Here is a 15,339-nt window from a genome sequence, read left to right as displayed (position 1 = left end):
GGAAAAAACTTACCATGGAACTCAATTTACAAGGTAAAAATGCGTTAGTCACTGGTGGTGCTACAGGCCTTGGCCGTGAATTTGTACGTTCACTAGTGCACGAGGGGGTAAATGTTTGTTTTACCTATCGTAGCCACCCTGAAGAGGCCTTGGCGTTAGCTAGTGAACTGAATAGTTTAGGTTATGGAAAAGTTGCTGCAATTCAAACTGATTTGGGGAATAGCCAAGAGATTGAAGCACTATTTGAAAAAGGGCTAAATACTTTTGGTCAATTCGATATTCTTATCAATAATGCCGCGATTTGGTTATCAGGCAAAGTGACGGATATCTCGCTAGAAGATTGGGATCGTGTGATGAATGTGAATCTAAAATCAGTATTCCACCTTAGCCAATTATTTGTGAACCATTGTTTAATTAAGCAAATTACCGGATCAGTTTTGAATATCACCTCTCAAGCTGCATTTCATGGTTCAACGACCGGTCATTCTCATTATGCTGCGAGTAAAGCAGGGCTAGTTGCTTTCTCAATTTCTCTCGCCCGTGAAGTCGCGAATCAAGGTATTAATGTTAACAACATTGCTGTCGGCATGATGGATACTGACATGGTTCGTGGCAATCTTGAAAAAAACGCACAGTACTACCTAAATCGTATTCCTGTAGGGCGTGTCGCATCCCCATCTGAAATTGCCGACATTGGCGTTTTTTTAGTTTCTGAGAAAGCCAGCTATATGACGGGTGCCACCATTGATGTAACTGGCGGTATGTTAATGCGTTAAAAAGTCTATGTGCCCATCATATTTCTAATTTCATGGCATGTGTCGCTAAAGTGCGGTGCTCATGATATGCAGCTCGAATTATTTTGGGTATCAACAAAAATGAGTCGAATAGTTTGGAGAAAAAAATGAAATGTCTGGCAATTGCTGATCTATTTATAGATAAACCAACGATGGAAATAGGATTAGAAAAATTACGTCAACACGGGTTTGATGTCATTGTACGTCAGTGGGATCATTCTTCGATTGAAAAATTGCAAGAGGATAATCTGCAAGTAGAGCAACATGGTGCGGAGGCTGTTACGTTACCCGAGGAGTTATATTCTGATCTACATGATGTTGATCTGGTGATCACTCAGTTTGCGCCTATCAACCAAGCTGTTATTGATAAATTACCACAGCTGAAGTGCATCGGCGTATTACGTGGTGGCATTGAAAATATAAACAAAGAGTATACTGAAGAAAAAGGCATTAAAGTCATGAATACGCCGGGTCGTAATGCGCGTAGTGTTGCGGAATTTACGGTGGGAATGATCCTCGCTGAAACACGTAATATTGCTCGAGCTCATGATGCATTGAAAGATAAACATTGGCGCAAAGATTTCCCGAATGCTAATGTGATCCCCGAAATTGGTGGAAAAACAATAGGTTTAATCGGCTTTGGGCATATCGCACAACTGGTCGCTAAATTCCTCAAAGGCTTTGATGCTAATATTCTTTTTTACGATAAGTATGTTGATCATTGTGAAGGCTATACCAAAGTTGAGTCATTAGAAGAGCTGGTTAAAGTGGCTGATGTTATTTCACTGCATGCGCGTTTATCGCCAGAAACTCAAAATTTAATAAATGAAAAACACTTTAAATTAATGAAAAAAACCGTTGTGATTATTAACACAGCTCGTTCAGGGTTGGTTAATGAACACGATTTACTGCAAGCACTCAAAGAAAAGCGCATTATGGGGGCTGCCATTGATACCTTTGATGATGAACCATTAAAAGAGGATAGCGAATTTTATTTACTGGATAATGTGACGATTACTCCACATATGGCAGGCAGTACATTAGATGCTTTCAGTAATACGCCAAAATTATTTGCTGATTTATTTTTAAAACAATTATAATTAAGACTGCATGAAAACCAAACTATTAGGTGGTTATATATAATGGCGATAATAACTTGATGGTTAATGAAATATGCATTTTAAACTATAAAAGGCAGTAATTAAAATAAATATAAATAAAACGATAGGGTGATAACACATTCTTTGTGGTCACCCTGTACCCTACATAAATATACTGTAAATAATTTGCATTATAGATTTTCAATATATAGGAATGTAATTAATGGAAAAATTAAATTTATAATTGATAATTTCATAATGTAAAATATAACAGATGAAGACCCGAAATAATTTAAGTTAGAATGAATGGTTTTCTAGTAGACGGCAGATATACGCTGAAACTTAAATAATAATGGGGATTTGAGGAAAAACTATGGACATTATTAATAGCATCATTGGTCTTGGCGCCTCAGTCATGATGCCGATTATTTTCTTTATTATCGCATTATGTTTTGGAGTTAAAATAGGTACTGCATTTAAAGCAGGTATGTTGGTTGGAATTGGGTTTGTCGGTGTAGGTTTAGTCATTAACTTACTACTTTCTAACCTTGGCCCTGCATCACAATCGATGGTTGAAAAAATGGGACTTAACCTTACGGTTGTTGATACTGGTTGGCCGACAGCATCGACTATTGGCTGGGGTTCGCCAATTATGTTACCGGTGGTTATCGGCTTTATTGTTATCAATTTGGTAATGGTGCTCTTTAAATTAACTAAAACTATTAATATAGATATCTTTAATTACTGGATATTTTTATTGGTAGGTTCTGTCGTTTATGCAGGTACTGAAAGTTATTGGGTGTCGATCGGTATTACTTATGTGATATTTATTGGGACATTAGTTGCAGCGGATATTACAGCACCTTATTTACAACGTAATTATAATTTGCAAGGGATCTCTTTCCCTCATTTAACCTGCATTATGTATGTACCATTTGGAATTGTGACCAATTATATTATCGAAAAAATTCCTGGATTAAATAAAATTAATTTAGAACCAGAAATGATTAATAAAAAGTTTGGGGTATTTGGGGAACCTTTGACTCTCGGATTTATTTTAGGACTAGTATTAGCGTTAATGGCTGGTTACCCACTTAGTGAATCTGTTGCATTGGCAGTGACTGTTTCAGCGGCTATGTTACTGTTACCAAAAATGATCGAAATATTAGTACAAGGGTTGTTGATCGTTCGTGATGCGGTTGAAGCTAAATTGAAAAAGAAATTCCCGAATCGTGATTTTTATATTGGGATGGATACCGCGCTATTAATTGGCGAACCTTCTGTGCTAGCAACAGGATTGCTATTGATTCCAATGGCAATAGTATTGGCATTCGTATTGCCGGGTAATAAAGTTCTACCTTTCGTTGATCTTGCTTCACTGATGTTTCTATTAGCTATGGTAACTCCATTCTGTAAGCGTAATATGTTCAGAATGTTTATCTGTGGCACATTAGTGCTGACGTCTATTTATTATGTCGGAACAGATATTTCCACAGAATACACGCAAGCTGCGGTGAACTCGAATATTCCAGTGCCAGAGGGTATTTCAGAAATGACTAATATTGTTGGTGGTGCAACGACTCCAGCAGGTTGGGCAGCAGTTAAAATAGGTGAATTGATCGCTAAATAAGCCATAATAGCCAACTTATTATCGTTAATAGGTTGGCTATATTATTTTTACCATCCATAATAATATTGCGAGTAAAATTAGCTAATTCACTGTGTTAATTTCAAAATGCTTAATTTTAAATACTTAATAATAAAGTTTTCTTGACTGCATTGAGAATAAAATAAGGATATTTATAAATATATAATCGTTTTTTATAAGATGGATTGTAATTTTGTATGTATTTTGAAGGATAATTAATACATCAAGGTGAGCTTAATGGTCAAGAGTGTAGATTTTAATGCAGTGTCTCATAGCAAATTCTCAAATAATACATCAGAGTGTTCACGGTCACATGATGTAGAACCTCTAGTGAATAAAGTTGTGCGTGTCACTGATGCAGAAAAGGAAAAAACAAATATTCCACTGCTAAAACCAATGCTTCCATCATCAAAAAAAAACGATAATCCACCGCCACCGCCACCGCCACCGCCACCGCCACCGCCACCGCCACAATCTGGTTTAGTGAAAGAATGTAATATTCTAGATCAAGCAGTTAGAACGGATAACAATAGTTATATTCAATCATTAAAGACAATATGTTGGGCTGATATAATCGCTGAGCTGAAAGAGGGATTTAGCAAGAGGCATGGTGGTGCTTTCATGGATAAATTAGAAGAGCCAATAAGTACAGAGGTAGATTCTAAGAAATCAGTACCATCAGATAACCACAAAAATATCACTAAAGTACCCGTCAACGCTTATACGCCAATACAAAACTTATCATGTAGGGACGCATTCTTAGCCGAGCTGAAAGCAACACTAGCAGCAAGGTCTGGTTTTACACAAACCATAGAAACTCTGCCCACTAAAAATGGTCAGGAAAAAAATATAAGAGAGCAACCTACGAACTATTATCGTAAAAAGAATGTAAAGGTATTGGCAACGAGCGGTGATACAAAAACCAGTATGGATGGAGTGCTGGCTGAACTCACCGAATGGTTTGCGCGCCATAAGAAAGGATCTACTGTTGAAATAGAAGATATTGCTGAGGCTGTAGAATCGTTACTAGAAGATAAAAATACTGAAAATTAAGAACTCGTCGGGGATAGAATGTAATCAAGCATTACACGTGAATATGGTTATTGCACAAATGGCTCTAAACTTTGTAGAGGAACCTCGTAAATAATTCTGTGTATTTGCCTATTGATTAAAAGTTGTCGTTTACGCAATCACTTTTAATAATCAACAATAAAACGACTCATTGCTTATTTCCTGTTTTGGATTTGCGTACTTCATTTTTTAGCGAGAAATGTCGTAAATCCTCATGCAATGTGTGTTCTAACCCAGTAAAGTTTTCCTCATCCATAATTTGCCTGTCTTTTTGTTTGGATTAACATATTAAAAGCAGGCAAATGCGCAATTAAAGTTATAGTCCTGATAAGGTCATTGATTGCTTCCTCAGTTATTTCCATTGGCCATCGACATGCAACTTGCATTATTCTGGGTATAACAAGCCTGTTTATTTAATAAAGTGTGAACGACGACTTTTATGTGACAGTTTGTCATTTTTATTTCAGTACTCATTTTTAGCAGGATTTGTTGCGATTTATTGATTTTATTATCATTTTATTTTTTATCTCTTAGATTGTCTCTCAATATTGCTTATCAATGATGCGATTGTCATAAAACTGTCATAAATAAGACATGTTGCTGTAACCAAATTGTCCTATTTTTCCTCCTGTGACTTTCACCAACAATTTACACTTAGTTGTTTCTATACATCCCCGGAGGGATTATGAAAATGATGCGTACAACCTTAGCTAGCGTAATGGCAGCAACTCTTTCAATGACTGCGATGTCTTCTTTTGCTGCCACTAACTTAACAGGTGCAGGTGCAACATTCCCTGCTCCCGTTTATGCTAAGTGGGCGGACTCTTATCAAAAAGAAACAGGTAATAAAGTGAACTATCAGGGGATTGGTTCTTCTGGTGGGGTTAAACAAATTAATGCAAAAACCGTTGATTTCGGTGCGTCTGATGCGCCATTGACGGAAGAAAAACTAAAAGAAGATGGCCTGTTCCAATTCCCAACAGTGATAGGCGGTGTTGTACTGGCGGTTAACGTAAAAGGCGTTCAATCAGGTCAATTGACCTTAGATGGTGCAACATTAGGCGACATCTATCTTGGTAAAATCACTAAATGGAATGATCCTGCAATCACCAAGTTAAACCCAAGTGTTAGCTTACCAAACCAAGATATCGCAGTGGTAAGACGTTCTGATGGTTCAGGTACAACTTTCGTTTTCACCAGTTATTTAGATAAAGTTAGCTCAAGCTGGAAAAATGAGATTGGTGCCGGTTCAACAGTTAACTGGCCGAAAAATAGCGTAGGTGGTAAAGGTAACGATGGTGTCGCTGCTTTTGTTCAACGCTTACCGGGTTCTATTGGTTATGTTGAGTATGCTTACGCTAAACAAAATAACCTTGCTTACACTAAACTGATTTCAGCAGATGGTAAGGCAGTTTCTCCAACGGGTGAAAGTTTCAGCGCCGCAGCGAAGAAAGTCGACTGGTCTAAGTCATTCGCTCAGGATTTGACTAATCGTGATGGTGAAAATGCATGGCCAATCACATCAACGACATTCATTTTGGTTCATAAAGCCCAAGAGGATGCAGTGAAAGGTAAAGCTGTTCTTGATTTCTTCAACTGGGCATATGAGAAAGGTGGTCAGCAAGCAGAAGCGCTTGATTATGCTATCCTGCCACAAGAAGTCGTGACAGCAGTACGTGCAGCATGGAAGACAGAAGTTAAAGATAGCCAAGGTAAATCACTGTTCTAAAATGACATTTGGATTGGTAGTGGCAGGCGGATGCTTAGGGTTAACATCCGCTTTCTAACATAGATAGAAAATCCTACTAGTAAAGTAGGTGTAGGATGAGACAAAAAACATGGCCGAAAAAATAACGGCATTTAAAGCACCGAGCAGGTCAGGCGACGTGATATTTAGCGCACTAGTAAAGATTGCGGCGCTAATAACATTATTAATGCTTGGTGGCATCATAATTTCCCTTATTTTTGCATCGTGGCCGAGCATGCAAAAATTTGGGTTTTCGTTTTTATGGACTAAAGAGTGGGATGCTCCGGCTGAACAATTCGGTGCCTTAGTGCCGATTTATGGCACTATCGTGACCTCCCTTATCGCTCTTATTATCGCCGTGCCAGTGAGCTTTGGTATTGCTCTATTTTTGACGGAACTTGCTCCTAATTGGTTAAAGCGCCCATTAGGTATTGCTATTGAGCTTCTCGCGGCAATTCCAAGTATTGTTTACGGTATGTGGGGGCTGTTTGTTTTCGCACCGCTATTTGCCGAATATTTCCAAGAACCTGTTGGCAATGTGATGTCGAGTATTCCCATTGTTGGAGAGCTCTTCACTGGTCCTGCGTTCGGGATTGGTATTTTGGCAGCAGGTATTATTCTCGCTATCATGATCATTCCTTATATTGCTTCGGTTATGCGTGACGTGTTTGAACAAACACCTGTCATGATGAAAGAGTCCGCATATGGTATCGGTTGTACCACATGGGAAGTAATCTGGAATATTGTTCTGCCTTATACCCGTAATGGGGTAATAGGGGGAGTCATGTTAGGCCTTGGTCGTGCATTAGGTGAAACGATGGCTGTGACTTTCGTGATCGGTAACACTTATCAACTGGATAGCGTCTCTCTGTTTATGCCAGGTAACAGTATTACTTCTGCTCTTGCGAATGAGTTTGCTGAAGCTGATAGTGGTGTACACACTGCTGCGTTGATGGAGCTTGGCTTGATTCTGTTTGTGATCACTTTCATTGTTCTGGCGATATCAAAACTGATGGTTATGCGTCTAGCGAAGAACGAGGGCCGTTAATATGTCGACATCTCAGCAATTTGTTGTGAATGAGAAAGAAAGAGCTCGTCGTCAAGCTTGGCGTCGCCAAGTAAATAGAATGGCATTGTTCATCTCGATATTAACTATGGTATTCGGCCTATTTTGGTTAGTTTGGATCTTATTTTCGACGGTAACGAAAGGGATTGATGGGATGTCCCTGAACTTGTTTACCGAAATGACTCCTCCGCCAAACACACCAGGAGGCGGTTTAGCCAACGCCATCGTGGGGAGTGGATTGCTCATTTTTTGGGCGACAGTTGTAGGTACACCGCTTGGGATCCTCGCTGGGATTTATTTGGCAGAGTATGGACGTAAATCGTGGTTGGCTTCTGTAACCCGTTTTATTAATGACATCTTATTGTCTGCACCATCAATTGTTGTCGGTCTGTTTGTCTATACCATTGTGGTTGCGCAAATGCAGCACTTCTCTGGCTGGGCAGGCGTTATCGCGTTAGCACTGCTACAAATTCCAATAGTTATCCGCACAACTGAAAACATGTTGAAACTAGTGCCGGATAGCCTACGTGAAGCAGCATATGCACTAGGTACGCCAAAATGGAAAATGATTTTATCTATTACGCTAAAAGCATCTGTATCCGGGATTATTACAGGTATTTTGTTAGCTATCGCTCGTATCGCGGGAGAAACCGCGCCATTACTGTTCACTTCACTGTCGAACCAGTTCTGGAGTACCGACATGAGCGAGCCAATTGCTAACTTACCTGTCACTATCTTTAAATTTGCGATGAGTCCGTTCTCTGAATGGCAAGAACTGGCATGGGCAGGGGTTCTCTTAATCACCCTATGTGTCCTGTTAATTAACATTATCGCACGCGTTGTGTTTGCCCAGAAAAAACACTAAACCCGGATTGAATAGAGATTTATAGAGAGAAGTTGCCATGATTAATGCGAATCAAATTACAAACAGTAAAATTGAAGTACGCGACCTTAATTTTTATTATGGAAAATTCCATGCGTTAAAAAATATCTCGCTGGATATCGAAAAAAACAAAGTTACAGCGTTTATCGGCCCATCAGGTTGTGGTAAGTCCACGTTATTGCGTACTTTTAATAAAATGTATGAACTGTATGGTGAGCAACGTGCAGAAGGCGAAATTTTACTGGATGGCCAAAATATACTGACCGATAAACAAGATATCGCATTGTTACGTGCGAAGGTCGGAATGGTATTCCAAAAGCCCACTCCATTCCCAATGTCTATTTATGACAATATTGCGTTTGGCGTGCGTCTGTTTGAAAAATTATCACGTGTCGATATGGATGAACGTGTTCAATGGGCATTGACTAAAGCAGCATTGTGGAACGAAACCAAAGATAAATTGCATCAGAGTGGTTACAGCCTTTCAGGTGGTCAACAACAACGTTTATGTATTGCTCGTGGTATTGCAATCCGCCCAGAAGTTTTACTCCTTGATGAGCCGTGTTCAGCGCTTGACCCAATTTCAACTGGGCGCATTGAAGAATTGATCAGTGAGTTAAAGTCAGAGTATACCGTTGTAATTGTTACCCACAATATGCAACAGGCTGCACGTTGTTCTGATTATACGGCCTTTATGTATTTAGGTGAGTTGATTGAGTTTAATGATACAGACAAGATGTTTACCACCCCTGCAATGAAACAAACTGAAGATTATATTACTGGCCGATACGGTTGATATGGAGCCGACGATGGATACGCTGAATCACAACAAACATATTTCCGGGCAGTTCAACGCTGAACTGGAACATATCCATACTGAATTGATGACAATGGGAGGGCTGGTTGAAGAACAGCTCACCAAAGCTATCACTGCAATGCATAATCAGGATGCGGCTCTTGCGCGTGAAGTTATCGAAAATGATCACAAAGTCAACATGATGGAAGTGTCTATCGATGAAGAATGCGTCAAGATTATCGCCAAACGCCAGCCTACTGCGAGCGATTTGCGCCTGATTATGGCAATTTCAAAAACAATTGCAGAATTAGAGCGAATTGGCGATGTAGCGGATAAAATTTGTCAAACGGCACTGGAGAAATTCTCTCAGCAGCACCAACCTTTACTGGTGAGCCTTGAGTCATTAGGGCGCCATACAGTGCAGATGCTACATGATGTTTTGGATGCATTTGCTCGTATGGATCTCGAAGAAGCCATTCGTATTTATCGGGAAGACGAAAAAGTTGACCAAGAATACGAAGGTATTGTTCGTCAATTAATGACTTACATGATGGAAGACCCGCGAACTATCCCAAGCGTATTAACAGCACTGTTCTGTGCGCGTTCGATTGAGCGCATTGGTGATCGTTGCCAAAACATCTGCGAATTTATTTTCTATTATGTGAAGGGGCAAGATTTCCGTCACGTAGGTGGTGATAAGCTAGAGAAGATGTTGACTAAGAAAGACGACGAATAAATATGCCGGTCATAATTCGAGCCGCGGCGCGCGTATTTTAAATATAGCGCTGCGGCTCGAATTATTTAGGGCATATGGAAAAATCGCCATAGATAGAATTTTTATATGCATTTATTAATAGAAATCTCCATTCATCAACTTTAATTACATCGTTATTTAAGCACCTTCAGTGATTATATATTTACCCTCTAACTATAACCCATATTATTTAGGTTATATAAATCAATAACTATGACTTAAGCGACCACATATCTAATGATTATATAACCCTAAGTCAAATGCTATATTCCTTTTTGATATAAGCATATCAAATAATAATATTTCAAGAAATAAGGGTTCCTTGATAAGTTCAGCTTGTCGATTTACATAAATTTACCATCAGAGGTGTTCAATGAAAGTTCGCTTTTTAACAACCGCATTACTTGCAGGTCTTGCTCTGGTGGCCAATGTCGCCAACGCAGACAAACTCGATGATATCAAGCAAGCGGGTGTAGTTCGTATTGCTGTATTTGACAGTAATCCACCATTTGGGTTTATTGACCCAGAAACTAAAAAACTTGCGGGCTACGATGTGGATATCGCTCAAGCGATTGCCGATAATCTTGGTGTCAAATTAGAGTTGCGCCCAACTAACCCAGCGAATCGTATTCCATTGTTAACCTCAGGCAAAGTTGATTTAATCGGGGCAAACTTCACTATTACAGATGAACGCGCTAAACAAGTTGATTTCTCTATCCCTGACTTTGCAACAGGACAAAAATTTATCGCCCGTAAAGGCGTGCTGAAAACAGCTGATGATATCGCACCTCTACGTATTGGTGCTGATAAAGGGACTGTTCAAGAAGTCACACTGCGTGAGCGTTATCCAGATACTAAAGTCATCTCTTATGATGACACACCTCAAGCATTTGCTGCCCTGCGCAATGGTAACGTCCAAGCCATTACTCAGGATGATGCAAAATTAGTTGGTTTACTAGGTAACTTGCCAGAAAAAGTCAAAGCTGACTTTGAAATCTCACCATTTAGTATCACACGTGAATACCAAGGTGTTGCAGCAGCGAAAGGTGAAACACGTTTAGTTGAAAATGTGAATGAAGCATTATTGACACTGGAAAAAGAGGGTAAAGCGGAAGTTATCTATGAGCGCTGGTTTGGCCCAGAAACTAAAGCCGCTCAGCCACGTGGTGACTTCAAATTTGCACCACTGGATCAGCAAAAGTAACTGAAGTATAGATAAACAACGTATTCGGTTAGTCATTATCGTTTTAGTTGTGATTCTATGATGAAAAGTACAGTAAATAACCCCGCACTATAGTGTGGGGTTATTGGTTTTGGTATCTTCCTCGTACTTAGAGGTCTTACTGTACAGAGGATAAAAGGCATCATATATGTTTGAGAAATTTATTAGCGGCGAATTTTTTTCTGAGCACTTTTTGGCTCCCGAATATCTGGAATGGTTCGGCTATGGTTTCTTGCTAACGATTTGGATTTCCGTTTGTACCATTATTGCTTCAACGCTATTAGGGTTTTTGGTTGCTTCTGCGAGGGATAGCCAAATTGCTCCATTGCGCTGGGTCGTGACCATCTATATTTCCATTTTTCGTAATACCCCTTTACTGGTACAACTCTTTTTTTGGTATTTTGCTTCAGGTGAAATTCTCTCCTCTGATGTTATGACATGGTTAAATACCCCTCATCAAATCACTATTGCAGGTATTACTTTAGGGTGGCCTTCGTTTGAATTTTTAGCGGGCTTTGTTGGATTGACATTGTATACCGTGCCATTTATTGCTGAAGAGATCCGCGCTGGTATTCGTGGTGTACGCCAAGGACAAAAATATGCAGCTTTCGCATTAGGCCTAACAGGCTGGCAGGCGATGAAGCATATTGTTTTGCCTCAAGCAGTTAAAATCGCCATGCCACCACTACTTGGGCAATATATGAACGTGGTAAAAAACTCCTCATTAACCATGGCGATTGGTGTGGCTGAATTGTCTTATGTATCGCGCCAAGTTGAAAGCCAAACCTTACAGACCTTCACGGCATTCGGCCTCGCAACGGTGCTCTATATTGCGATTATTGCGGTGATGGAAGGTTGGGGTCAGTGGCGAGCGCAACGCAATTTAGTGGAGGGAGTGTAAATGGATTTTTCTGTTATAGAGCAAAACTGGCAATACCTACTATTTGGCGCATTTCCAGATGGTCCAATTGAAGGTGCAGCTCTTACGTTAATAATCAGTTTAATCGCAGGTGCGGCTTCAATTGTCTTAGGAACATTAGCAGGTGTGGCATTAGCCATGTTACGTGGCTTTTGGATGAACCTTTTTGCTGCTGTTTTAGGTTTTTTCCGTGCTATTCCCGTCATTATGTTGATTTTTTGGACCTATTTCTTCTTGCCTGCCGTGCTAGGAATGGAAATTCCGGGTATTACTTCGGTGATTTGTGCATTAGCTTTAATTACTTCAGCTTATTTAGCCCATGCAGTAAAAGCCGGTATTTTAGCCATAGGTAAGGGGCAATGGCAGGCTGGGTTGTCTTTGGGGTTCAGCCGCTGGCAAGTGCTATGGCAAATTGTATTACCTCAAGCTCTACGAATGATGGTTCCATCTTTTATAAATCAGTGGGTTGCGTTAATTAAAGATACTTCACTGGCTTATATTGTTGGTGTGGCGGAGTTGTCATTTTTGGCGACTCAGGTGAATAATCGTGAAATGATCTATCCACTTGAAGTTTTCCTCTTTGTTGCTTTTGTTTATTTTGTGATGTGCATGACTTTAGAAATCGTTGCCAACCTTGTGGCAAAGAGGCTCAGCAGCGATCATGCAATCAAAAAATCATCAGCTAAAAAAAGGTCATTATTATTTTGGCGTAAGCAAAAAATGATGATATCACCTCGATAATCAGAATGTGGCGATTGAACGTAGTCGCCACTATCCGTTTGAAAATTTCTTTTTTTTAATTTATTCGAATTCATCTTGCTGTATCAGTAAGTTATCCCATTTTATACGATAGCATTTACGCAAACGTTTTCTTTTTTTCATTTTAACGGTAACACTCTCGATTTGTTTGTTGTAGGATAGGGCGAAAAAAACTTTTTTTGGGCGCAATATCTAATGAGTAATCAATCTCCTGGCTCTATGCCGCAGCAGAGTCTGTTCCAACGTGTTTTTAAATTACAAGAACACGGCACAACAGTGCGAACAGAAGTGGTTGCCGGTTTCACTACTTTTTTAACGATGGTCTACATCGTCTTTGTTAATCCACAAATATTATCTATCGCGGGAATGGATATCCAAGCTGTTTTCGTGACCACCTGCTTGATCGCTGCATTCGGCAGTATTCTGATGGGATTACTCGCTAATTTACCGATTGCTATTGCTCCTGCAATGGGGTTAAACGCCTTCTTTGCTTTTGTGGTAGTTGGTGCAATGGGCTATTCATGGCAAGTGGCGATGGGTGCTGTATTCTGGGGGGCTGTTGGTCTATTTATTCTGACGCTTTTCCGTATCCGTTACTGGATCATTGCTAATATCCCTCTAAGCTTACGTGTAGGTATCACCAGCGGTATTGGCTTATTCATTGCCATGATGGGTTTGAAAAATTCAGGCATTATCGTGGCAAATCCAGATACTTTAGTGTCCATCGGTAACTTCACTCATCACAACGTATGGTTAGGTGCGCTTGGCTTTTTTATTATTGCCATATTAGCAGCGCGTAATATTCATGCTGCAGTATTAGTTTCGATTGTGGTGACTACGTTGATTGGTCTTGCATTGGGCGATGTCCAATTTACGGGTATCTTCTCGATGCCACCGAGTGTCATGACTGTAGTTGGCCAAGTTGATATCATGGGCTCTCTCGACCTTGCACTTTCTGGTGTTATTTTTGCCTTCATGCTAGTTAACTTATTTGACTCTTCAGGCACCATGATTGGCGTAACAGATAAAGCGGGTATCAGTGATTCTCGTGGTACTTTCCCGCGAATGAAACAAGCATTGTATGTTGATAGCTTAAGTTCAGTAGCTGGCTCCGCAATGGGAACCTCTTCTGTTACTGCTTATATTGAAAGTACTTCAGGGGTTTCTATTGGTGGACGTACAGGCTTAACTGCCATTGTCGTGGGTGTATTATTCCTACTGACGATGTTTATTTCTCCGCTGGCTGGTATGGTACCTGCTTATGCAACCGCAGGCGCACTGATCTATGTTGGCGTATTAATGACATCAAGTCTAACTCGTGTTAAATGGGAAGATTTAACTGAGTCGGTACCTGCATTCATTACGGCAGTGATGATGCCATTTAGTTTCTCTATTACGGAAGGTATCGCACTTGGCTTTATTGCTTATTGTGCAATGAAAATCGGAACTGGCCGCTGGCGTGAGCTGGGACCATGTGTCATCTTAGTTTCGATACTATTTATTTTAAAAATGGTACTGGTTGACGCTTAGTTCAATTCTTTGTAAAACGGCTTCAATTTAGAGGCCGTTTTCCCACCAATCGCCATCAATTCAAGCTATACTTAACGTTGTCTTGCCGTGGCTGAGAAGCAGAATTAAAAAAAACTGTATTTATTGCTGCGCAGTGCTTTCGCAGTAAGAGGGATTCTGCTAGATTCCGCAGCAGAAACTGACATTATCAAGGTATCAGATCATGAATTTACCAAAAAAACCGGCCAGCAAAACAGTCGGCAAAACAAAGAAAAAGTACCGCAAGTCGAAAGAAGAACTGAATGCGGAAGGGCGCGAGCGTAAACGCGAGAAGAAACATAGTGGCCATAAAGCGGGTAATCGCTACCAAGATAACTCTGGTAATGGCTCAAAAAATGGTCAAAACCAAGCTGCCGATCCACGCTTAGGTAGTAAAAAGCCAGTTCCTTTAGTTGTCGATGATAAGGCTGTAACGACTCGCCCAGCTAAGGTAAAAGAACCTACTACAAAAGTGAAGTTATCACCTGAACAAGAGTTAGCAATGCTAGAGCAAGATGACCGCTTAGATAGCTTGTTAGCACGTTTAGAAGATGGTGAAACTGTCACTGCGAAAGAGCAAGAATATATCGATACTTGTTTAGATCGCATCGATGAGCTGATGACCATTTTAGGCATCGAACTCGAAGATGAAGAAGAGGAAGAAGAAGATAAGCTTGATGACATCATGCGTATCTTAAAAAGTAAGTAATTGATTTTAAGATGTAAGTGCCTGCTTTCGATTTGTTAAAGTTAACAACTAAAGTAGGCGCTATCATTAATCAAAAAAGCATGAATTAGCCATTATTCTCTATTTGATATACTCCCTACTTATATTCGAACACATTCATTATTTTCAGCGACCTCTATACCTGAATCACTATCAGCATATCTCAAAGCAATCTATAACATGTGCTATTTTGTGAATTTTATATGATAAAGATGTTGTTTGAATTTCACTCAATCAAATTCATTCTTGGTGCTGCATCAAATCTGCTAATCCAATCGTAAGTTATAATTTCAATGTCTTCATAT

The 15,339-nt window shown here is 39.9% G+C and carries 14 protein-coding genes; all 14 read left to right on the top strand.

Features of this window, described 5'->3' with window-relative positions; all coding sequences use genetic code 11:
* Nucleotides 1–14: 14 nt before the first annotated feature.
* Nucleotides 15–776, top strand: coding sequence for an SDR family NAD(P)-dependent oxidoreductase (locus OOA_RS14830; protein ID WP_008912974.1), 762 nt, complete (start codon nt 15–17; stop codon nt 774–776).
* 125 nt (nt 777–901) lie between these two features.
* On the top strand, nt 902–1,894 hold the full coding sequence (locus OOA_RS14825) for a 2-hydroxyacid dehydrogenase (protein ID WP_008912973.1): 993 nt from the start codon (nt 902–904) through the stop codon (nt 1,892–1,894).
* Between the two features lie 373 nt (nt 1,895–2,267).
* Entirely contained in the window at nt 2,268–3,524 is a 1,257-nt protein-coding gene (locus OOA_RS14820) for a PTS galactitol transporter subunit IIC (RefSeq protein ID WP_008912972.1), read from the top strand.
* A 255-nt stretch (nt 3,525–3,779) separates the two neighbouring features.
* Complete coding sequence (locus tag OOA_RS20650; RefSeq protein ID WP_008912971.1) at nt 3,780–4,595, top strand: hypothetical protein; 816 nt, start codon at nt 3,780–3,782, stop codon at nt 4,593–4,595.
* Nucleotides 4,596–5,298: 703 nt separating this feature from the next.
* Nucleotides 5,299–6,342 (top strand): phosphate ABC transporter substrate-binding protein PstS, encoded by a 1,044-nt coding sequence (pstS, locus tag OOA_RS14810; protein ID WP_008912970.1) that lies wholly within the window; start codon nt 5,299–5,301, stop codon nt 6,340–6,342.
* A gap of 109 nt (nt 6,343–6,451) precedes the next feature.
* Complete coding sequence (gene pstC, locus OOA_RS14805) at nt 6,452–7,408, top strand: phosphate ABC transporter permease PstC (RefSeq protein WP_008912969.1); 957 nt, start codon at nt 6,452–6,454, stop codon at nt 7,406–7,408.
* A 1-nt stretch (nt 7,409) separates the two neighbouring features.
* Entirely contained in the window at nt 7,410–8,291 is an 882-nt protein-coding gene (pstA, locus tag OOA_RS14800; RefSeq protein ID WP_008912968.1) for a phosphate ABC transporter permease PstA, read from the top strand.
* Nucleotides 8,292–8,328: 37 nt separating this feature from the next.
* Nucleotides 8,329–9,105, top strand: coding sequence for a phosphate ABC transporter ATP-binding protein PstB (gene pstB, locus OOA_RS14795; protein ID WP_008912967.1), 777 nt, complete (start codon nt 8,329–8,331; stop codon nt 9,103–9,105).
* Between the two features lie 13 nt (nt 9,106–9,118).
* Nucleotides 9,119–9,841 (top strand): phosphate signaling complex protein PhoU, encoded by a 723-nt coding sequence (gene phoU, locus OOA_RS14790; RefSeq protein ID WP_008912966.1) that lies wholly within the window; start codon nt 9,119–9,121, stop codon nt 9,839–9,841.
* A gap of 391 nt (nt 9,842–10,232) precedes the next feature.
* Complete coding sequence (locus tag OOA_RS14785) at nt 10,233–11,063, top strand: ABC transporter substrate-binding protein (protein WP_008912965.1); 831 nt, start codon at nt 10,233–10,235, stop codon at nt 11,061–11,063.
* A gap of 166 nt (nt 11,064–11,229) precedes the next feature.
* Nucleotides 11,230–11,982 carry an amino acid ABC transporter permease gene (locus tag OOA_RS14780; protein ID WP_008912964.1) on the top strand — a complete coding sequence of 251 codons (753 nt, stop codon included), beginning with the start codon at nt 11,230–11,232 and terminating at the stop codon, nt 11,980–11,982.
* The gene (locus OOA_RS14775) at nt 11,983–12,741 is read left to right on the top strand and encodes an amino acid ABC transporter permease (protein ID WP_008912963.1); all 759 of its coding nucleotides are present in this window, start codon (nt 11,983–11,985) and stop codon (nt 12,739–12,741) included.
* Nucleotides 12,742–12,954: 213 nt separating this feature from the next.
* On the top strand, nt 12,955–14,289 hold the full coding sequence (locus tag OOA_RS14770; RefSeq protein WP_008912962.1) for an NCS2 family permease: 1,335 nt from the start codon (nt 12,955–12,957) through the stop codon (nt 14,287–14,289).
* A 202-nt stretch (nt 14,290–14,491) separates the two neighbouring features.
* A complete protein-coding gene (gene yihI, locus OOA_RS14765) occupies nt 14,492–15,016 on the top strand; it encodes a Der GTPase-activating protein YihI (RefSeq protein ID WP_008912961.1) in 525 nt (174 codons plus the stop codon).
* Nucleotides 15,017–15,339 lie beyond the last annotated feature (323 nt).

The sequence above is a fragment of the Providencia burhodogranariea DSM 19968 genome, assembly GCF_000314855.2.
In the GTDB taxonomy this organism is placed as follows: domain Bacteria; phylum Pseudomonadota; class Gammaproteobacteria; order Enterobacterales; family Enterobacteriaceae; genus Providencia; species Providencia burhodogranariea.
Note: the sequence above shows the minus strand (reverse complement) of the source record. Positions and strands in the feature narration are given on the sequence as shown.

Coding starts and splice junctions, on each gene's coding strand:
- OOA_RS14830 (WP_008912974.1), top strand. CDS start 15: ATGGAACTCAATTTACAAGGTAAAAATGCGTTAGTCACTGGTGGTGCT.
- OOA_RS14825 (WP_008912973.1), top strand. CDS start 902: ATGAAATGTCTGGCAATTGCTGATCTATTTATAGATAAACCAACGATG.
- OOA_RS14820 (WP_008912972.1), top strand. CDS start 2,268: ATGGACATTATTAATAGCATCATTGGTCTTGGCGCCTCAGTCATGATG.
- OOA_RS20650 (WP_008912971.1), top strand. CDS start 3,780: ATGGTCAAGAGTGTAGATTTTAATGCAGTGTCTCATAGCAAATTCTCA.
- pstS (WP_008912970.1), top strand. CDS start 5,299: ATGAAAATGATGCGTACAACCTTAGCTAGCGTAATGGCAGCAACTCTT.
- pstC (WP_008912969.1), top strand. CDS start 6,452: ATGGCCGAAAAAATAACGGCATTTAAAGCACCGAGCAGGTCAGGCGAC.
- pstA (WP_008912968.1), top strand. CDS start 7,410: ATGTCGACATCTCAGCAATTTGTTGTGAATGAGAAAGAAAGAGCTCGT.
- pstB (WP_008912967.1), top strand. CDS start 8,329: ATGATTAATGCGAATCAAATTACAAACAGTAAAATTGAAGTACGCGAC.
- phoU (WP_008912966.1), top strand. CDS start 9,119: ATGGATACGCTGAATCACAACAAACATATTTCCGGGCAGTTCAACGCT.
- OOA_RS14785 (WP_008912965.1), top strand. CDS start 10,233: ATGAAAGTTCGCTTTTTAACAACCGCATTACTTGCAGGTCTTGCTCTG.
- OOA_RS14780 (WP_008912964.1), top strand. CDS start 11,230: ATGTTTGAGAAATTTATTAGCGGCGAATTTTTTTCTGAGCACTTTTTG.
- OOA_RS14775 (WP_008912963.1), top strand. CDS start 11,983: ATGGATTTTTCTGTTATAGAGCAAAACTGGCAATACCTACTATTTGGC.
- OOA_RS14770 (WP_008912962.1), top strand. CDS start 12,955: ATGAGTAATCAATCTCCTGGCTCTATGCCGCAGCAGAGTCTGTTCCAA.
- yihI (WP_008912961.1), top strand. CDS start 14,492: ATGAATTTACCAAAAAAACCGGCCAGCAAAACAGTCGGCAAAACAAAG.